This is a genomic window from Rhodococcus sp. BP-349 (assembly GCF_019835845.1).
Taxonomy (GTDB): domain Bacteria; phylum Actinomycetota; class Actinomycetes; order Mycobacteriales; family Mycobacteriaceae; genus Rhodococcoides.
This window is the reverse complement of sequence record NZ_JABUDR010000001.1, coordinates 933,863-952,605: the sequence shown is the minus strand read 5'-3', so window position 1 is coordinate 952,605 and position 18,743 is coordinate 933,863. Positions and strand designations below refer to the sequence as shown.

Annotated in this window: 17 protein-coding genes; 6 read left to right on the top strand and 11 right to left on the bottom strand. The window is 66.8% G+C overall.

The genetic code is table 11. The annotated features are described in order from the left end of the window. Window positions 1-23: 23 nt before the first annotated feature. The 6 genes from HQ325_RS04490 to HQ325_RS04465 all read right to left on the bottom strand — a co-directional run bounded on the left by HQ325_RS04490 (window position 24) and on the right by HQ325_RS04465 (window position 7,726). On the bottom strand, window positions 24-1,547 hold the full coding sequence (locus HQ325_RS04490) for an aldehyde dehydrogenase (RefSeq protein ID WP_222626890.1): 1,524 nt from the start codon (window positions 1,545-1,547) through the stop codon (window positions 24-26). Between the two features lie 83 nt (window positions 1,548-1,630). Then, a complete protein-coding gene (locus tag HQ325_RS04485) occupies window positions 1,631-2,896 on the bottom strand; it encodes a multidrug effflux MFS transporter (protein ID WP_261777663.1) in 1,266 nt (421 codons plus the stop codon). After that, complete coding sequence (locus tag HQ325_RS04480) at window positions 2,893-3,414, bottom strand: hypothetical protein (protein WP_222626889.1); 522 nt, start codon at window positions 3,412-3,414, stop codon at window positions 2,893-2,895. The genes HQ325_RS04485 and HQ325_RS04480 overlap by 4 nt, the downstream gene beginning before the upstream one ends. Beyond that, window positions 3,405-5,333 carry a primary-amine oxidase gene (locus tag HQ325_RS04475; RefSeq protein ID WP_222626888.1) on the bottom strand — a complete coding sequence of 643 codons (1,929 nt, stop codon included), beginning with the start codon at window positions 5,331-5,333 and terminating at the stop codon, window positions 3,405-3,407. The genes HQ325_RS04480 and HQ325_RS04475 overlap by 10 nt, the downstream gene beginning before the upstream one ends. Before the next feature lie 103 nt (window positions 5,334-5,436). Further along, window positions 5,437-6,288, bottom strand: a complete 852-nt coding sequence (locus HQ325_RS04470) for an alpha/beta fold hydrolase (protein WP_261777661.1) — start codon at window positions 6,286-6,288, stop codon at window positions 5,437-5,439. Then, window positions 6,278-7,726, bottom strand: coding sequence for an APC family permease (locus tag HQ325_RS04465; RefSeq protein WP_222626886.1), 1,449 nt, complete (start codon window positions 7,724-7,726; stop codon window positions 6,278-6,280). The genes HQ325_RS04470 and HQ325_RS04465 overlap by 11 nt, the downstream gene beginning before the upstream one ends. Window positions 7,727-8,012: 286 nt before the next feature. On the opposite strand from HQ325_RS04465, the gene HQ325_RS04460 reads away from it, so the two are divergent. From HQ325_RS04460 to HQ325_RS04450, 3 genes are read left to right on the top strand one after another with little or no spacing between them, the layout of a single operon-like run. Next, window positions 8,013-9,005, top strand: a complete 993-nt coding sequence (locus HQ325_RS04460; RefSeq protein ID WP_222626885.1) for an NmrA family NAD(P)-binding protein — start codon at window positions 8,013-8,015, stop codon at window positions 9,003-9,005. After that, window positions 9,002-9,787, top strand: coding sequence for an SDR family oxidoreductase (locus HQ325_RS04455; protein ID WP_222626884.1), 786 nt, complete (start codon window positions 9,002-9,004; stop codon window positions 9,785-9,787). Before HQ325_RS04460 ends, HQ325_RS04455 begins: the two co-directional genes overlap by 4 nt. A 52-nt stretch (window positions 9,788-9,839) precedes the next feature. Continuing rightward, window positions 9,840-10,574 carry a TetR family transcriptional regulator gene (locus HQ325_RS04450; RefSeq protein WP_222626883.1) on the top strand — a complete coding sequence of 245 codons (735 nt, stop codon included), beginning with the start codon at window positions 9,840-9,842 and terminating at the stop codon, window positions 10,572-10,574. Window positions 10,575-10,598: 24 nt separating this feature from the next. On the opposite strand, the gene HQ325_RS04445 is transcribed toward HQ325_RS04450, so the two are convergent. Further along, window positions 10,599-11,354, bottom strand: a complete 756-nt coding sequence (locus tag HQ325_RS04445) for a 1-acyl-sn-glycerol-3-phosphate acyltransferase (protein ID WP_222626882.1) — start codon at window positions 11,352-11,354, stop codon at window positions 10,599-10,601. 13 nt (window positions 11,355-11,367) lie between these two features. Further along, window positions 11,368-11,760 (bottom strand): hypothetical protein, encoded by a 393-nt coding sequence (locus HQ325_RS04440; protein ID WP_222626881.1) that lies wholly within the window; start codon window positions 11,758-11,760, stop codon window positions 11,368-11,370. Between the two features lie 174 nt (window positions 11,761-11,934). On the opposite strand from HQ325_RS04440, the gene HQ325_RS04435 reads away from it, so the two are divergent. Beyond that, entirely contained in the window at window positions 11,935-12,609 is a 675-nt protein-coding gene (locus tag HQ325_RS04435; RefSeq protein WP_222626880.1) for a TetR/AcrR family transcriptional regulator, read from the top strand. Here the strand turns inward: HQ325_RS04435 and HQ325_RS04430 are convergent. Beyond that, window positions 12,592-13,872 (bottom strand): MFS transporter, encoded by a 1,281-nt coding sequence (locus HQ325_RS04430; RefSeq protein WP_222626879.1) that lies wholly within the window; start codon window positions 13,870-13,872, stop codon window positions 12,592-12,594. The two genes, HQ325_RS04435 and HQ325_RS04430, sit on opposite strands and share 18 nt — an antisense overlap. 131 nt (window positions 13,873-14,003) lie before the next feature. Between HQ325_RS04430 and HQ325_RS04425 the strand changes: the two genes are divergently transcribed. Continuing rightward, a complete protein-coding gene (locus HQ325_RS04425) occupies window positions 14,004-14,597 on the top strand; it encodes a helix-turn-helix domain-containing protein (protein ID WP_222626878.1) in 594 nt (197 codons plus the stop codon). 77 nt (window positions 14,598-14,674) lie between these two features. Then, the gene (locus HQ325_RS04420) at window positions 14,675-15,034 is read left to right on the top strand and encodes a hypothetical protein (RefSeq protein ID WP_222626877.1); all 360 of its coding nucleotides are present in this window, start codon (window positions 14,675-14,677) and stop codon (window positions 15,032-15,034) included. A gap of 75 nt (window positions 15,035-15,109) precedes the next feature. Here the strand turns inward: HQ325_RS04420 and HQ325_RS04415 are convergent, their stop codons facing one another. Together HQ325_RS04415 and HQ325_RS04410 are read right to left on the bottom strand one after the other, a co-directional pair. Then, window positions 15,110-17,131: an acetyl/propionyl/methylcrotonyl-CoA carboxylase subunit alpha gene (locus tag HQ325_RS04415; RefSeq protein WP_222626876.1), complete on the bottom strand. Its 2,022-nt coding sequence runs from the start codon at window positions 17,129-17,131 to the stop codon at window positions 15,110-15,112. Between the two features lie 6 nt (window positions 17,132-17,137). Further along, complete coding sequence (locus tag HQ325_RS04410; RefSeq protein ID WP_222626875.1) at window positions 17,138-18,715, bottom strand: carboxyl transferase domain-containing protein; 1,578 nt, start codon at window positions 18,713-18,715, stop codon at window positions 17,138-17,140. Window positions 18,716-18,743: the final 28 nt, after the last annotated feature.

Genomic DNA, 18,743 nt, shown 5'->3' with positions numbered 1-18,743 from the left:
TCACGCCGCCGACCACCCGGTCTCTATCGGCCGGTCAGACCCCACAGAGGTGGCCGCGCGTCCCCGAGATCGATGTTGACGGACTTGACCGCGGTGTACTCCCGGAGGGTCTCGAACGAGAGCTCACGTCCGAATCCGCTGTCACCCCGGCCACCCATCGGCATACCGGGCGGGAGGTCGAACCAGCGATTGACCCAGACGATCCCGGCGTTCAGACGATCGGCGAACTGGTGCGCTCGGCGCAGGTTCTGGGTCCACACCCCGGCAGCCAAGCCGTACGGCGATGCATTGGCGCGCGCGATCGCCTCGTCGTCGGTGCGGTATCGCTCCGCGACCGTGACCGGGCCGAACACCTCGGTACGCACGATCGTCGACCGTCCCTCCGGATCGGCCAGCAACACGGGTCGGTGGTAGAAACCCTCGCGTAACGAGTCGTCGAGCTCGAGTGGTTCGTCACCGACGACGACCGACACACCTTCGGCGCGCGCCTTCGCGACGTGAGCGCTGACCAGCTCCAGTTGACGACGCGAGACCAGTGGGCCCATCTCGCTGCGCGGGTCGGTCGCATCGCCCACCCTGATCGTTCGCGCCACCGCCGCGAACCGGTCGACGAAGTCGTCGTGGATGTCGTCGTGCAGAAGCAACCGCGACGAGGCTATACACGCCTGCCCGTTGGCGAGATAGATCCCCATCAGGGCGTCCTGGACAGCGAGATCGAGATCGGCGTCGGCAGCCACGATCATCGGTCCCTTGCCACCGAGTTCCATCAGACTGGGGCGAAGGATCTGCGCCGCCGAGCCGAGGATCGCCCGCGCGGTCTCGGGCCCTCCGGTGAACGAGATCTTCGCGACGCCCGGATGAGAGACCAGAGCTGCGCCCGTCTCGGGTCCGAAGCCCGTCACGATGTTGAGCACCCCGGCCGGCAGCAGATCGGCGATCAGGCGGGTGAATTCCAGAATGCTCGCGGAGGCGTACTCGGACGGCTTGACCACCACGGTGTTACCCGCGGCGAGTGCCGGTGCCACCTTGTTCGCGAAGGTGATCAGCGGGGAGTTCCACGAGATGATCGCTGCGACGACACCGAGCGGTTCACGCTTGGTGTACAGCAGTGTGTCGGCGTTCGACAGCGGAATCTGCTCGCCGTTGAAGGCGCGCACGACGCCTGCGTAGAACCGGAAGATCGCAGTGACAGTCGGGATGTCGGCGATGCCCGCCTCCCGCACGGGTCGGCCGTTCTCGGTCGCCAGCAGAGCGCCGAAGCGGGCACCGTCAGACTCGAATCGGTCGGCGATCGACAACAGAAGTGCCTGTCGCTGTTCCTGTGTCGTCCTGCGCCACAGCGTGAACGCCTGACCGGCCGCCGCGACAGCGGACTCGACGTCGGCGGCCGTCCCCTGTGGCAGGACCGCCCAGGGGCTGCCGACGCTGGGGTCGACTGCGTCGAAGGCGTCACGGGAGCGCACCCACTCGCCTCCGATGAACTGCTCGTAGTCCCCTTCGGGTACGAAGGCCGCGCGTGCGGACTCCGTCGACAGTGTGGTGGACATCGAATCTCCTTCTGACATGACTGTTTCTGACGTGACTACTGCTGGACGTGACTACTGCTGGACGTGACTACTGCTGGACATGACTACTGCTGCCGCGGCTGCGAACGGAGACCGACCACAGCGAGCACCACGGCGGCCGACGCAGCAAACGCCATCATCGACGCGACCGCCAGTGCATCGTTTCCGAGGAGTCCGACCACCGGAGCCGCCGCGGCGGCACACACGAACTGGACACCGCCGATGACCGCCGCCGCGGTGCCGGCGACAGCCCTCTTGTCCGACATCGCCTGTGCGGGGCCGTTCGGCAGAACCGTGCCCATCACTGCGAGCATCAGGTAGACGGGGACGATGAATCCGGCCACCCCGCCGGCACCGGTCGCCGCCAGGACGACGAACGCGATCGCCACCACTGCGCCGACCACCAGAGCCGACTGCAGCACGGTCCGCGTCGGCCACCGGCGGACGAGAACGACATTGAGTTGCGACGAGGCGATCAGCACCACCGCGCCGGCGGCGAAGGCCCACCCGAACTGGTACGGCGTGAAACCGAAGCTGCCCTGCAGGACGAAGGGAGACGCCGAGATGTAGGAGAACATCACCACCCGTCCCAGACCGCACACCACGACCATCGACAGGAATGCGCGGTCGGAGCCCAGTGCCAGATAGTTCCTCATCACCCTGCGCGCACCCGCCTTCTGGCGTGCACCAGGAGGCAGCGTCTCGGGCATCGCGATCACGCCGACCAGGACTGCAATCAGCCCCAATGCCGCCAGCACGACGAAGATGACCCGCCAGGTCGACACATCGACGACGAGGCCCCCGATCGAGGGGGCGAGAATGGGTGCCACGCCCATCACCAGCATCAGCCGGGACAGCATGGCCGCGGCGGCTCCGCCGTCGTAGAGGTCTCGCACCACGGCCATGGCGAGGACGGCGCCCGCCGCACCTCCGAAACCCTGGATCACCCGCAGCACCGCGAGTGTCTCGATCCCCGGTGCGACGGCACAGCCCAGCGAGGCCACCACGTGCAGCGCCGAGCCCAGGATCAGAGGTCGGCGCCTACCCATCGCATCCGACAGCGGACCTATCACCAGCTGGCCGGCCGCGAATCCGAGCAACGTGCCGGTGAGCGTGAACTGCACCGCCGTCTCCGAGATCTCGAACTCGGCCGCGATGAACGGGAAGGCGGACAGATACATGTCGACCGTGAACGGTCCGAGCGCGGTGAGTGCGCCGAGCAGAACGACCAGACGACGTCGGGTCGTTCCGGACGGTGCACTCACTGCGGGGGCGACGGAGCCGGTACCTCGACTCGGACCGTCGGCCGTCGTGGAGAGGAATTCGGTCAACGCGACGAGCGCGAGACACGAACGGCTGCAACCACTGCCACCAGGACCTGCACCACCGCGAGAACCAGGCCGGCCTGCATCGGACCACCGACCAGTCCCGTGGCCATCAGATTCCCGGACTCCGCCATGTCCGCGGCAGTGTGTCCCATCGCCGCGTGGTCCATGCCTGCGGAATTCTCGTGGCCCGCCATCGAGTGCCCGGGCGCCGAGTGCATCGTCACGGAATGGACCACGAGCATCGCGATCCCGAAGCCCGCGGTCACCAGGTGTCCCCGGAGCGAGGTGCCGCTGCCCTTGCGGCACGTGAACACCACGCAGAGCCCGGACAGTACGAGCATCGGCACGACCATCCCGAGCATCGACGTCCCCGTCACCAGCAGCAGCGCGACGTGCACTCCGAAGCACAGGACGGCCACTGCGGGGAGCGCAGCGACGGCCAGATCGACCGGCGACGTGGTCTTCTCGCGCCCGACGACAGAATGCACCATCGTGTCGCCCGGTCGATGCGTCAGTGACATGACGGTCCGTCGTCGGACGTACCGCCGGTGTGGGCCGTCGACGTGGCAGGCACGTCGAGTGCCGGGTTCTTGTCGAAGAAGTTGACCGGCAACAGATGGAAGCCCACCACCTCGGTCGGCATGACCGGCCAGTCCTCGGCGCGCGGAATGTGCGTCACACCGAGGGTGTGCCAGAGGACCACGTCCGTGTTGTCGGTCGCGCGGTTCTCCGCAGTCCACCGGGGCAGTCCGTCGCCGGATCGGCTCTGATTGGGAAAATCGCCGCTGGGGCGCATCTCGGCGGGAGAGTAGGGCGTCACCCACATGTTCCTGGTGGCGAATCCGGCGCGCGCGGCGATGAGCGAAGGAGCCTGTGCCAACATCGTCGCCGAGGACCAGCCGGGCAGGAACTTGTACCCCACCGGATTTCCCCATGCATTGCGCTTCGACGTGTTCACGACCGACCAACTGCGAGACGACTGCGGGTTGGTGTGGTCGTCACCGGTCAGCTCGCGGTCGATGATCGTCTTCTCGACGCCGATCGCGTTGCCGTACGGGTTGTCCGGCCCCACCGGCACTCCGTAGGCGTCGTTCTGCACGACCGTGTTCTCCCACCCGTCGATCTCGGTGTCCAACCGGAACGAGAACAGATGCTGGTGATAGCTGGACACGAGGTTCTCGGCGATGCGGGTGCCGTGCGCCGACGTCTCGCCCGATTCGACGGAACGAGTCTGCACGATGCCCAGCAGCTTGACCTCCATCTGAATGGACGCATCCTGATAGAAGTTCCAGTAGAAGCCGTAGTGATAGTTGCCGACGGTGGCGATGAAGCTGATGACCAGTCGACGCGAGCGACGTACGTCCACCTTGCCGGTCATCCAGTCGGTGTGCTTCCACAGGATGCCGGCGTCCTCCTCGTGGATGCAGATGGCGTTCTCGATCGTCGTGGGCTCGCCGTTCTCGCCGGCATTGAGCGCATCCAGGTAGACGATCTCGCCCAGGCAATCGCACCCGAGTCGGAGGGAGTTCGCGAGCTTTCCGAGGCCGAACTCACCGGCGTCGAAAGCGCTGCGCCAGAAGTGCTCCGGGGACGGATCTCCGTAGGGGACGACCATCTCCCCCAGAGACGCGCGGTGCAGCACCGAGCGGTAGTCGTCGCCGTCCCGGTACTCCACTGCGTGCAGGACCAGACCCTCGAGCGGATGCCAATTGATCCGGAACCGCCACTTCTGCCAGGTCAGTTCCTTGCCGTCGATGACGAATCCGACGCCGTCCGGCTGTGTGATGTGGAGAGGGGCGATGTCCGAACGCATCGGCTGATTGGCGTCCGCGGTGTAGTTGGCCTGATCGATGTTCATCGGCCGCACGCCGAAGTCGTGGACGTCGAGAACCGTCATCGCGACCAGGTCGACCACGGCGATCACGCCTTCGATGGGATGCGCGTAACCGTTGTCGTCGGGGAAGTCTCGGTAGTAGGACACCGATCCCGCGAGACGGCGGCCTTCCACGTCGTAGTCGAGCACGCCGGGAACCGCCATGTTGGCCACACCCCACGGGTCGATCTGAACCTTGCTCATGTCGGTGATGCCGCGCAGAGCCAACGCGGCGACGTAGCGCGGATCCTGCTTGATCAGCTCGGGAGCGAGATCGAACTCGTCGAGGAGAACAGGTGCTGCGCCGTCCGTGATCACCTCGGAGGAGACGACTGCCTCCGCCTCGAGATCGACGACGACGTCGTGCGTCGTGCCGGACGCACGGTCGACGAGCAGAACCCGTGCGCGACGAGGGATGCGATGGCCTTCGCGGAGCAGTCGCTTGTCGGGTTCGTCGGTGTAGACCGCGGCGAATCCAGGCCTTGCAGCGATGGCTTCACGGCGGACGACGGCGGAGACGAGGCTGATCTCGTCGGCGGTCAGGGAATCGAAGAGCGGGTTGCGCACGGGTGGTTCCTTTCCTGGCATGTCGCCGGCTCGGATTGCGATGCGCCGGCGTGTGTTGCCCACACAACCAGCGAGTTGTCGTGCGTGCAGTCGAAGGTTCTGCTCAGCGGTCCACGGTCGTCCGGCCGTTCAGGAAAGCGGTGACCGCGCCGGCCACGGCCGCCGGCAGCTGCTCCATCATCGGAATCGTTCCGCCCTCGACGACCGCGACCTCGACGGAGGATGCAGTGACCAGGCTGCGGCGCATCACCTCCAGATCGGGGAACGAGAACGGGTCCGCGTCACCGCCGAGGACGAGCACCGGCGCGGACACCGAGGCGACGCGGTCCTCCATGACATACCGCGCGCAGGCGTTGTGGCCCTCCGCGGGATCGACTCCGGGCGCGAGAGCATCGCGCACGAAGCGATCGAGAAGATCGGGACGATGCGCGGGGTAGTACGGCGCGCGCTGGTTCCACCATGTGAGCAGGTGGCCTCCGTCGTCGTCTCTCTCCGCGACGTCGACGGAGGGCCCGTCCCGGTGACGGGCGCGGTACTCGGGTCCGGTGAACGACGGGGACGACAGCACCACGGCGTGCACGCGCCCGGGGGCAGCGGCCGCGACCTCCACCGCGACGACGGCCCCCGTGTGGTGGCCCAGGACCGAGAAGTGGCCGAGTTCGAGCGCGTCGGCCAGATGCAGGACACCCGACGCGTACTGCTCGATCGACTGCGGCCCTGACGGTGTGGCCGAGTGGCCGAATCCGTACATGTCCATGGCGATCACGCGACGTGACGACGCGATGAGCGGCAGAAGCTCGGCGAACTCGTCGCAGGAGCGCGGAGTCTGGTGCAGGCAGATGAGCGGGACGCCCTCGGAGCCGGCTTCGGCGTAGTGCAGCTGCCCCAGTGGGGTGTCCGCGTAGCCGTACCGAACGGCAGTCGCGTCACGGACCGAGACGGCGTCAGTCGACAAGGGTGCGTCCCATATTGGCGTACGACTCCGGTCGGTTTCTCCGCGCATGCAGCGCGACCCCGATCGCGACCACGATGGTGACCACGTGCAGCAAGGGCAACCCGTTGATGATTGCTGAATCGGTGCCGGTGATGGCCGGGAAATTGGACAGCGCGAAGTACGTGATCGTGCCGAAACCGATCAGGGCCAGCGTCGGCGCAACGGTTCGAGCCCAACCGAATTGGCGCTGCCGCGCGAAGAACACCAGTACGGCGAGCGAGGTGGTGGTGATCAGGACCATCAGACCCACAGCGCCGAAACCGGTGAGCGACGACGAGAGGTTCGTCAGGGGGTCCAGACCGGCGAGGGCGAAGGCCACGATGACGAGCGTCTCGATCACGTAACTCGTCGAGCCGGCGACGACAGGAGACTGATGGCGAGGATGCAACGTTCGCATCGACCGCGGCAGGAACCCGTCACGACCCAGCGCGAAGAGGTAGCGCGATGCCGCGTTGTGGAACGCGAGCATCCCGGCGAAGCAGCTGGTCACGATCAGCACCTCGAGTGTCGTGGTCCACGCCGGCCCGACGAACTCGTCACTGAGGTCGTAGACGAACGTGCCCGGACTCGCGGCCGCCGCAGCCGTCGCGCCGCTCGAGCTCGCGAGGAAGGCCCACGACGTCAGGACGAAGAACAGTCCGATGCAGGCCATGGAGATGTAGGTCGCTCGTGGAACCGTGCGCTGGGGATCACGTGCCTCTTCTGCGTAGATGGCCGTTCCCTCGAAACCCTGGTAGCACGAGAACGCGAAGATCATCGCGACGCCGATGACTCCGGGAACGAAGACCTCACTCGGGCTGAAGGATTCCAGCGGCAGACTGCCGAACCCGTTCCGCGCGATGATGGCGATGTCCAGCACGAGGATCACCACCAGTTCGATGACCAGAGCGACGCCCAGGACTCCGGCAGCGAGAGTGATCTTTCGGTATCCCAGGAGGAACGTGATCATCAGACCGGCCAGTGTGTAGATCCACCACGGAAGATCGATGCCCGCCAGCTTGTTCATGCTGCCGGCGGCGAAGAATCCCATGGCGCCGCCCGTGGCGACGGAGAGGGCGATGTACGCACTGCTGGCGATGTAGGCACCGGCCAGTCCGACCGGACGACCGAGTCCTCTGACGATGTACGCGAAGAAGGCACCGGCGTTCTGCACGTACGGGACCATCCGGGTGAATCCGACCGCGAACAACAGCATGATCACCACCACGAATACGTACATGCCGGGCGTGCCGAGTCCCACTCCCAGACCGAACGCGAGCGGCAGGATCGCCACCGCGCCACCGGCGGGTGCGACGGTGGCCATCACCATGAACACGATGTGGGCGACGTTCAGGCTCCCCTGCGCCAGCTCTGTCGCGTCCTCCGCCTGAGGCGTGCCGTTCTGCGTGCGTGGCACCATAGATGTCAACTCCTCGAACCTGTGCAAATGACGGCGGGTGCCGTCGGACGCGATCAGTGTGGAGACTTGTGCGCTCGGTCACCACGAGCATGGTCCACTCAGCGACACCGCGCGGGCTGCCACCGCCACCACCTGTCGAGCACCCGCTCCTCAGCGGAGCAGAGGTGCACACTTCCTGGCCCGCACACCCGGACGTGCACGTCGAGAGTCTTGCGCTATTTGCACTCATCATGCAATATTCGCCTAAAGCATCCGGAGCCGGATGCCGTCGTCGGAGGGGGATCTCATGATCACAGTGACCAGTGCCGCGGGCGGTGTCGGACGGCTGCTCGTCCGACAGCTGGCACGACGAGGCACATCGGTGCGCGCGGTGGTGAAGAACGCCGACCAGGCTCGGACGACGCGGCGGGACGGCGCGTCGGAGGTCGTCGTCGGTGACCTGCGATCCCCGCAGACGCTCGACACGGCGCTCGTCGGCGCGACCGTCCTGTACCACGCGGCACCCACGCAGGTCATCGACGAGCGGCCCATCATCGAGCACCTCATCACCTCCGGTCCATCACATGGATTGCAGCACATCGTGTTCCACTCGGTGATTCACCCCGACCTGCACGAGCTGACCCACCACCGACAGAAGGACCTCGCGGAGGGGATGCTGCTCGACAGCGCACTGCCGACCACTGTCCTGAGACCGTCGCACTACATGCAGAACTACCTCGAGGTGTGGGACCTGCTCCTCGCCGGCGTCATGCCCTACCCGGTCTCACCGGACAGCGTCATGGGAGTGGTCGACGTCGCCGACGTCGCCGGCGTCGCCGCGACCATCGCGCTCGATCCGGCCCCCCACACCGGGCGCACCTACGACCTGAGCACCGTCGAACTGACACGCCACCAGATGGCGGCGATCTGGTCGACGGTGCTGGGCCACAGTGTGACTGCCTTCCGCATCCCACCGTCGTCGCTGAGACACAGGACGGCGGCCCTGCCCGCGCTGGGACCGATTCTCGTCGAGGCCGTCCGGGCGACCGGGCTGCACTCCGCCGGTCACCTCGTTCGGGGAGTCGGCGCGGCCGCCAATCCCCGCGGCATGAACGACTGGCCGGACGACGCCCGCGAGGCGTACCGCACGATGATGGCGCACTACGACCGACACGGACTCCCCGCCGGCGACCTGACCGTGCTGCCCGCACTGCTCGGACGCGAACCCACCTCCTACGAGGAGTTCGCCCGACGGTCCGCCACCGAGCGCGGACACCAGGTGACGGACACCCGACGATGAGCCGCTCGCGGGATCGATTCCGACCGGCGCGGTCCATGGTGACCGGCGCGAGCTCCGGCATCGGAGCCGAGTTCGCCAGGGTTCTCGCTTCTCGCGGATCCGACCTGGTGCTGGTGGCCCGGCGGACGGACAGGCTGACCGCTCTCGCAGCCGAACTCGAACGCGCGCACGGTGTCCACTGCCGTACGGTCTCCCACGATCTGTCGGAACCGGCCGCCGGCCGTCGACTGCGAGACCTGGTTCCCGAGACACTGGATCTTGTCGTCAACAACGCCGGCTTCGCCGTTCAAGGCCCTTTCGTCGACAACGACGCCGACGATCTCGCACGGCTCGTGGCGGTCGATGTCGCAGCGGTGGTGGACATCTGCTCCGCCTTCGTCCCCTACATGATCGCCCGCGGCACCGGATCCGTCGTCAACGTCGCCAGCACGACCGCGTTCCAACCCGTTCCCACCCTGGCCGTCTACGCCGCAGCCAAGGCGTTCGTCCTCAGCTTCACCCAGTCCCTGTGGTACGAATCCGGGCGCCACGGTGTCCGAGTGTTCGCACTCGCCCCGGGTCCGACGCGCACCGAGTTCTTCGACGTCATCGGCGAGTCTGCCGCGGTCACCGGCTCGTACCAGTCACCGACTGAGGTCGTCGCCACAGCGATGCGCGCTCTCGACGCCAGAACGTCACGTCCACACGTGATCTCGGGTCGCATGAACGTCGTCCAGGCGGGCGCAGCGTCACTGACGCCGGCTCGCATACTGTTGCCCGCGGTGGCCCGGCTGCTCCGCTGACCTCGGTGTTCCCTCCGCAGCTCGATCCGACGAGGACTGTACTGTCACGACCATGGCCAGGGTCTCGAGATTCACTGCGGCCGACCGTCGCGACGCCGTGGAACGTGCCTTCACCGGAACAGAGAGCCCGTCCGCTGTCGCTGCGGCTCTGGGTGTCCACACCACCACTCTCTATCGGTGGGCCGCGTCCGAGGAAGCGGACGACCCGGGGCCGGCGACGACCCGACTCGTCCGCGCGACGCAGGAGCTCCTGAGGCACGCCGACTACGGCGACATCACCATCGAGGCCGTGGCGCAGCAGTGCGGGCTCGCTCCCCGCACCGCCTTCCATCATTTCCCCACCAAGAGCGACCTCTTCCAGTCGGCGGTGAACGACGCCGCGACCACACTGATCGAGCGCATGGCAGCGCGGTCCGAGCAGGCACGATGGCCGGAGGACGCTCTGGGCCAACTGGGGTCGTTCCTCCACGTGGCCGCCGCCACCATCTACAGCACCCCCGCGACACACGTGCTGTTCCGCAACGTCGGCGTGCCCCGCAGCGAAGGAACAGCCGAGGGATGGCACGACGACTTCGTCCGCGCGATCGATCAGTTGCTCCGTCGCGCAGCCGACACCGATCAGATCGACCGTCACATCGACATCGCTGACGCGGCGCGACTCGTCACCGGCGCGATGCGCGGAATTCACGCTGCAGTGTTCGACGGCGCCGATCCCGATGTGGCACTCGAGCTGGTCGACAGGATTCCTCAGTTGCTTCCCCGCCGAACGTCGGGATCCTCGCAGTAGCCGGCCGGGACCGCCGGCGCGCGCTCAGCCGATCACGGGCCTGCGATCGGCCGTCAAGGAGTCCAGCTCGTTCTGCATCGCAGTGTGGATCCGGTGGGCGAAGCTCTCTGCCGACTCCTCCGGCCGCGGACTCATGGGTGCGAGTACCGACGTGTCCAGCTTGGTCGGTAGTGGGAAATAGGGCAGGAGCCCGACCAGGCCGAGATTGAGACCCCACGGAACGGACATCGACAGCGGCAGCGCTTTCAGACGGAGGAGTCTGTCCACTCCGAGCGCCCTTGCCAGCCGAGTGCCACTGCCGAACACGAACAACGATTCCCCCGCTCCCGCAGTGACGACCGGTACCACCGGCACCCCCGCCTCGATCGCCAGACGGGCATAACCGGTACGCCCGGAGAACACGATGTCGTCGCGCTGTCTCCATGACTTCAGAGCATCGAGGTCGCCGCCGGGGAAGACGAGAACATTGTTGCCCTCACGGAACGCTCGGAGAGCGGTCCGACGATCAGCGGGCCTGGCACCGAACGGTTCGATCAGCTTCTCGACGTGCAGCGTCCATGCGATCTGGTGGGTCAGGGTGACCAGCGCCCTGTCGAGCCCCAGTCGGTCGTAGGCAGCCGCGAAGGCGAACACGTTCAGATCGACGATCCCACCGAACCCGTGGTTGGCGACGAAGAGGACGGGGGTGTCCGGAACTGGTTGCGCCACTGAGATATCGAGCCGGTTGTACAGTCGCAGCGCCGTGATGCTCGCCGCCTTCAGGGTGTGTGCGATGTCCACCGTGAGTCGACCGTCACCTGTCCAGTTGCATCTCGGCCAGGACGCCGGCGACGGCGAAGCCCCCGGCGATGATGCATCCGGCCGCCCGCGTTCTCGTCGGCAGGTGTGCGGTACCCGCGAACGCAGCCGTGTCCCACACATCGACCACCACTCCGGCGCGGAGCAGTGTGCGCACGGCCGCCGGTGCGTGCCGGGTCGCCGCGAACAATCCTCCGCCGATGTAGATCTCCCGAACACCGAAGGTACGGGCCGCCGCACGGGTCGTGGCGAGCGCCGCATCAGGTCCGGCGAGCAGCTCGTTCGCGCGAGTGGGCGCAATCATGTGGGCGATGCCGATCGCTGCCCGGGCGAGCCCGACAGCAGCGGGGAGATGGCGCGCAGAACCGGACGGAGACGTTCGAAGCATGGTGTTCCTCGCGTAGTGGGAGTCGCGTCGTCGCGAGCCTCGCAGCCCATCGATTCACGGCGGTGACGGTATCGTCACCTATGATGACGATCGCAGTCAAGGTGTCGTCCAGACTTCGCGGCCCCGTGACGCCTGCAGACTGCGATCACGCCGGTCACGAGAGGCAGGTCAGTCATGACACAGGTCAACCGGCTCGAACGCCGCAAGGCGCGCACCCGCGCCGCGCTGGTCGGCGCCGCGCAGACGTTTGTCGCCGAGGGGCGGTTCAATGCTCCGGTCCTCGAGATCACGCAGGCCGCAGACGTGGGAATGGGCTCGTTCTACAACCACTTCGACAGCAAGGAAGACCTGTTCCGCGCGGCGGTGGACGACGCACTCGAATCTGTCGGCGCCTATCTCGACACCGTGACCGTCGACCTGACCGACCCCGTCGAGATGTTCACCCAGTCCTTCCGGTTGACCGGACGGCTCTTTCGGCTCGAACCCGAACTCAGCCGGGTCCTGCTCAATTCCGCATCGATACTGCTGAGTTCGCCCCACAGCGGACTCGCGCCGCGGTCGCTACGGGACATCAGGGCTGGGGCCGACTCGGGTCGCTTCGTGATCGAGGATGCCGAGGTCGCACTGGCCCTGGTGTCCGGGTCCATGCTCGCGCTCGGTCGACTGCTCACCGAGCATCCCGAGCGTGACGACGAGGCCGCAGTGGACGCCATGGCATCGAGTGTGCTGCGTGCACTCGGTGTGTCCGCGGCCGAGGCGATCACCCTGTGTGCCCGTCCACTACCCCCCTCCTCCGTGGGTGCTCTGCGGACCATCCTCGAAGAGTCCGTACTACGACGCGAGCGGTGACTCGGACGGGGTGTCTCGCACAGGTGTGTCGCGGCCGGCCACCCATCCGCACACGGCCATCGGGACCGTGACCACGACGAGTGCCACGAGGGGAACGGTCCATGTGCCCGTCGCACCGTGGATCGCTCCTGATACGACAGGCCCCAGCGCCGCGACGAGATAGCCGATCGATTGGGCCATGGTCGACAGACTCGTGGTCGTCGCTGCGCTGCGGCTTCGAAGGTTCATCAACGTCAGAGCGAGCGAGAGTTGGCCGCCCTGACCGAGTCCGAGCAGGACGGCCGACACCGTCGCCATGCCCGTGTCGCCGACGAGGACTCCCGTCAGCCCGGCCACCGACAACGCGACGACAGTGACAGCGAGCGCGCTCTGACGGCGGAGGCGCGTAGCGAGGACAGGGACGGTGAGCGCCGTGGCGATACTCGAGACGGACAACGATGTCAGAACGAGCCCAGCATGGTCGGGGGCCATCCCGCGATCTCGGTACACGGTCGGGAGCCACGCGATCAAGGAGTAGGCCAACAGGGACTGCAGTCCCATGAATCCGGTGACGGCGCGGGCGACGGGGGATCTCACCAAATCGGTCACCGGTGTCGTTGCAGCAGTGCGAGTCCCGGCCGTCGCAGACTGGGCGACAACTCGATATCGCCACGAGAGCAACGCCATCGCCGCCACCGCGAGTGCGGACGGAATGGACCATGCCATGAGCGTCACGCGCCAGTCGTGGAACAACGCCGAGTCGATCGGCACGGTCACCCCGGCGGCAAGCCCCGCACTGGCACTGACCAGCGCCGTGAAGAGTCCTGTCATCGATCCGATTCGATGCGGGAAGAGAAGTCGAATCAGAACGGGGCCGAGCACGTTGGCGATCGCGACACCGATCCCCGCGACCACAGTGCCGAACACCAGCGACGACCACCACGGTGCACCTCGTAGCGCCGTTCCGACCGACACCGCGACCAGGCACCCGGTGAGGACGACCGGCACGGTCCATCGCCGAAGCAGTCGGGGACCGGCCAGGGCGAAGACACCGAGACACAGGACCGGACCCGTGGTCACCAGTGCAGCGGAGCCTGCCCCGAGGCCGTAGTCCTGCCTGATCTCCGTCATGGTCGCGGACGCGCTGCCGAACACCACGCGCAGATTCAGCCCGAGGAGTACGAGCGCCAGCACCGCTGTGCCCACGCCTACCGCGGCGAGGGCGGATGGTGCAGGAACGAGTGAACCACCACCGTGACGCCGACCCGTGTCGTCATCGGTCATCGCCAACTCCGATCTTCCGACGGGCACGCGCCGTCGACCATGTCAGGCGAACAGACGGTGCGTCAACCCGAGAGGCACATTGTTCGCCAGTGAGGCAACAGCGTGTGCGCCGAACAACTACCCTGATCGACATGTCAGCGCACCCGACCGACGAGAACTGGATCGGACGCAGAGTCGCACGGCTTCGCCGCGAGCGAGGGTGGACCCTGGCAGTTCTGGGGAGCCGGGTCGGATTGTCGACGACGCAGCTCTCTCGGATCGAGTCGGGGGGTCGGCAGTCCTCGGTGGGTACCTTGATCGAACTCGCGCGGGCATTCGGTCTCACGCTGAGCGAGCTCGTGGCAGAGGAGCCGTCCGGGAGGTTCCATGTGGTGCGGACCTCGGAACACGTACCCCGTGACACCGTCAACGGTGCGATGACGACCCTGTCCGGCGACTATCCCGGTCTCGCTGCAGTACTGCTGACCATCCCACCGACGTCGCACGCACCGGAGGCTCGCCATGACGGCGAAGAATGGCTGTACCTCCTGCAGGGCTCGGTCGAAGTGACCGTCGGCGACGAAGGAGTGCCGCTCGAACCCGGTGACGCGCTCCACTTCTCGTCGTCCACGACGCACACGGTCCGCAGCGTCGGGGACGCACCGGCCCGGGTCCTGCTCGTGTCGACGAACCCCCATTCTCGCGACGACCGTCGGCCGCACCCACGGGGAGGCGTCGACACGTGAGTTCCGACCCGACCCCACCTGCCGGTTCGCCCCCCGGTGACGAACCCACCGACACCACGTTGGGCATCGTTCTGGCGGTGAGCACATTTCTGCCCGCCTACCTCGGCGCCACTCTGATCACGGACGCACTTCTCGGCCGACCGGGGCTGCCGACGTCTCCGCTGCTGTGGTTGCTCGTCGCTGCACCGCTCGGAATCGTGCTCGTCCGACTGGAGGAGTCTGTCCAGGCCAGGCCGGACTGGGAAAAGGTGGAGGACCTCTGGTACGGAACGGGAGTAGGACTCCTCACCCTGCCCCCGCTGGGTCTCGCATTGTTCACGGCGGCACCGGTTCTCACCTCGCTCCCCCGAGGCGGGCCGTCAGCCCTCGTCGTCGCAGTTCTGGTGCTCGTCGTGGGAGTCATCGTCGTGCGCGGGAAGATGCGGGGCACGGCCTGAGGTGTCGAGTCACCCCTCCTCGAACTACCTGTCGCACGGCGACCATTCGCGCCGACGAGTGGTCCACCGAATTCGTCACGTCGCCAGGAGGTCCTCGCCGCAGTCAGCTGCGCCGTGGGGTGACACTCGGGCGAGAGGTTGGTCCACGCGAACCTGCTCCCCCGCCGTGACCAGGATGTCGACGACCCCGTCGATCGGTGCAGTCAGTGCGTGTTCCATCTTCATGGCCTCCACCACGACAAGCGTCTGCCCTGCAGTGACCTCGCTTCCTGTCGTCGTGCCGACCTCGATCACGGTTCCGGGCATGGGACTGACGACATCGGCATCGCCCTCCTGCGCATCGTCTTCCCGGATGCCACGTTCGTCGATCTCGCGGACTGCGATGGTGCCGTCGGCGCCGGCCGACCAGATGGTGCCGTCCACCTCGGCGACTCGATGGGACGAGCGCTGTCCACCGACGTTGGCGGTCACGATGTTCCGGTGGAGGGATGCGGACAGCAGCACGGGATCCGCGTCGTCGATCTGCACGCGAGCGTTCTCCGGGTCACCGGTGATGTGGACGTGCACCTCGCGCCCGGAAGCGGAGAGCGCGACCGTGGTCCGCGCCGGACCGCCCATGCGCCAGCCGGTGGGGCGGTCCCACGGATCTCCGGACGTGTCGGCCGGCCACCGCCGCAGCCACAGAAATGCCGCCACCGCGACGATGTCGAGGTCGGATGCGTCGGGGGGAACGAAATCGTCGACCCTGCGGTCGAGCAGTCCCGTGTCGAGGTCGCCGCGCACCACGTCCGGGTCGGCCAGAAGAAAGCGAGCGAAGTCGATGTTGGTGACGATGCCGAGGACGCCTGTCTCGGCGAGTGCGCGGTCGAGTTTCCGCAGTGCCGAGGCGCGGTCGTCCGCGTGGGCGATCACCTTGGCGAGCATGGGGTCGTAGTCACTGCCCACGATGGTGCCCGGCTGCAAGCCCGAGTCGACACGCACGCCCGGTCCCGAGGGCTCGGCCACGTCGGCCACCGTGCCGCCGGTCGGGAGGAATCCGCGACTGGGATCCTCGGCGTAGACGCGAGCCTCGATGGCATGCCCGGTGAGGGTGATGTCGTCCTGACCGAAGCCCAGTTCCTCTCCGGCGGCGACGCGCACCTGCCACTCGACGAGGTCGAGACCGGTGACCATCTCGGTGACCGGATGCTCGACCTGAAGGCGGGTGTTCATCTCCATGAAGAAGAACTCGTCCGGGGCGTCGGCGGAGACGATGAACTCCACCGTGCCGGCCCCGACGTAGTCCACGCTCCGGGCCGTGTTGCAGGCGGCCTCGCCGATACGAGCGCGCGCCGCCTCGTCGAGCAGGGGTGACGGGGCTTCCTCGATGACCTTCTGGTGCCGCCGTTGCAGACTGCATTCACGTTCGCCGAGATGGACGACGTTGCCGTGACGGTCGGCGAGAATCTGCACCTCGATGTGACGCGGACGGAGAACGAAGCGTTCGATGAACAGGGTGTCGTCTCCGAAGGAGGAGGCCGCTTCACGCCGGGCGCTCCGCAGCGCCGCCGGCAGATCGTCCGGGTTCTCGACCAGCCGCATACCTTTACCGCCGCCGCCGGCGGAAGGTTTGACCAGTATGGGGTATCCGATGTCGGAGGCTGCGGCGATGAGCCGATCGTCCGTCAGTCCTGGTTCCGCGATGCCGGGAACGATGGGCACGCCGAATTCTGCCACCGCGTTCTTCGCGGTGATCTTGTCACCCATCACCTCGATGGCGTGGGCGTCGGGACCGAGGAAGGCGATGCCGGCACGTGTGCAGGCGGTGGCGAACTCCGCGTTCTCGGAGAGGAACCCGTACCCGGGATGAATGGCCTGCGCGCCGGTGCGAGTCGCAGCGTCGATGACCTTGTCGATGGCGAGGTAGCTCTCCCGCGCCGCCGCGGGTCCCAGGAGCACGGCAGTGTCGGCTTCCGCGACATGGCGGGCATGCCGGTCGGGTTCACTGAACACTGCGACGGACCGAATTCCCATCTCCCGGAGGGTGCGGATCACGCGCACGGCGATCTCACCGCGATTGGCGACGAGGACGGTGTCGATGCTGATCTTGTCGGTCATGGTCACTCACATTCTGAAGACGCCGTAGGAGACGGACTCGACCGGCGCATTGGCGCACGCCGAGAGAGCAAGCCCGAGAACAGTTCTGGTGTCGGCGGGGTCGATGATCCCGTCGTCCCACAGCCGCGCCGTGGAGTAGTACGGGTTGCCCTGCTCTTCGTACTGTTCGCGGATCGGCGCCTTGAACGCCGCTTCCTCGTCCTCGGTCCAGGAGGTGCCGGCATTGTCGTGTTGTTCGCGGCGGACCGTCGCCAGCACCGATGCGGCCTGCTCACCTCCCATGACGGAGATGCGGGCATTGGGCCACATCCACAGGAAGCGGGGCGAATACGACCGCCCACACATCGAGTAGTTGCCCGCCCCATAGGACCCGCCGATGACGACGGTCAGTTTCGGAACCCGTGCGCACGCGACTGCGGTGACCATCTTCGCGCCGTGTTTCGCGATGCCACCCGCTTCGTACTCCCGCCCCACCATGAAGCCGGTGATGTTCTGCAGGAACAGCAACGGGACGGTGCGCTTGTCGCACAACTCGATGAAGTGGGCACCCTTCACCGCGGACTCGCCGAACAACACGCCGTTGTTGGCGACGATCCCCACGGGATGCCCCTCGATGTGTGCGAACGCTGTGACCAAGGACTTGCCGTACTCGGCCTTGAACTCGTGGTATTTCCCTCCGTCGACAAGAGTCTCGATGACTTTGTGCACGTCGTACGGAGTCCGCGGATCGGTGGGAACGATGTCGTACAACGCACTCTGGTCCGCGACGGCAGGCTCGGCAGGCCGGATGTCCCAGGGCTTCTCGGTACGAGGACCGAAGGTGTCGACGATGTCGCGAACGATGCGCAACGCGTCGCGATCGTCGTCGGCGAGGTGATCGGTCACCCCGGACACCTTCGAATGCAGATCTCCGCCACCGAGTTCCTCGGCTGTGACAACCTCACCGGTTGCCGCTTTCACCAGCGGCGGTCCGCCGAGGAAGATCGTGCCCTGGTTGCGCACGATGACGGCTTCGTCGCTCATCGCGGGAACGTAGGCACCGCCCGCCGTGCAGGACCCCATGACCGCGGCGATCTGGGGGATGCCGCGCGCGCTCATGGTGGCCTGGTTGTAGAAGATCCGGCCGAAGTTGTCGCGATCGGGGAACACCTCGTCCTGACGTGGGAGGAACGCTCCCCCCGAATCGACGAGGTAGATGCACGGGAGGTTGTTCTGCATCGCGATCTCCTGTGCGCGCAGGTGCTTCTTCACCGTCATCGGGTAGTAGGTGCCGCCCTTGACCGTGGCGTCGTTGGCGACGACGACGCATTCGCGCCCGGAGACTCGGCCGATGCCGGCGATCACACCCGCTCCGGGACTGGCGTCGTCGTACAACCCGTTCGCGGCGAGCGGGGCGATCTCGAGGAACGCACTTCCGGGGTCCAGCAGAGTGTCGACTCGGTCGCGCGGCAGCAACTTCCCGCGGGCGACGTGCCGTTCGCGCGCACTGTCGCTACCACCGCGGGAGGTCACCGCGAGGCGAGAGCGCAGCTCCTCCACCAGCGCGGTGTGCGCGGCCCTGTTGCTGTTGTCTGCACTGGTCATGTCCGTCTCGAATCTGTTCGTCGGATCG

What these genes read in the sequence shown, in the direction of transcription:
- HQ325_RS04460 (WP_222626885.1), top strand. Translation starts at nt 8,013, where the DNA reads ATGATCACAGTGACCAGTGCCGCGGGCGGTGTCGGACGGCTGCTCGTC.
- HQ325_RS04410 (WP_222626875.1), bottom strand. Translation starts at nt 18,715, where the DNA reads ATGACCAGTGCAGACAACAGCAACAGGGCCGCGCACACCGCGCTGGTG.
- HQ325_RS04425 (WP_222626878.1), top strand. Translation starts at nt 14,004, where the DNA reads ATGTCAGCGCACCCGACCGACGAGAACTGGATCGGACGCAGAGTCGCA.
- HQ325_RS04465 (WP_222626886.1), bottom strand. Translation starts at nt 7,726, where the DNA reads ATGGTGCCACGCACGCAGAACGGCACGCCTCAGGCGGAGGACGCGACA.
- HQ325_RS04440 (WP_222626881.1), bottom strand. Translation starts at nt 11,760, where the DNA reads ATGCTTCGAACGTCTCCGTCCGGTTCTGCGCGCCATCTCCCCGCTGCT.
- HQ325_RS04490 (WP_222626890.1), bottom strand. Translation starts at nt 1,547, where the DNA reads ATGTCCACCACACTGTCGACGGAGTCCGCACGCGCGGCCTTCGTACCC.
- HQ325_RS04450 (WP_222626883.1), top strand. Translation starts at nt 9,840, where the DNA reads ATGGCCAGGGTCTCGAGATTCACTGCGGCCGACCGTCGCGACGCCGTG.
- HQ325_RS04455 (WP_222626884.1), top strand. Translation starts at nt 9,002, where the DNA reads ATGAGCCGCTCGCGGGATCGATTCCGACCGGCGCGGTCCATGGTGACC.
- HQ325_RS04430 (WP_222626879.1), bottom strand. Translation starts at nt 13,872, where the DNA reads ATGACCGATGACGACACGGGTCGGCGTCACGGTGGTGGTTCACTCGTT.
- HQ325_RS04435 (WP_222626880.1), top strand. Translation starts at nt 11,935, where the DNA reads ATGACACAGGTCAACCGGCTCGAACGCCGCAAGGCGCGCACCCGCGCC.
- HQ325_RS04480 (WP_222626889.1), bottom strand. Translation starts at nt 3,414, where the DNA reads ATGTCACTGACGCATCGACCGGGCGACACGATGGTGCATTCTGTCGTC.
- HQ325_RS04415 (WP_222626876.1), bottom strand. Translation starts at nt 17,131, where the DNA reads ATGACCGACAAGATCAGCATCGACACCGTCCTCGTCGCCAATCGCGGT.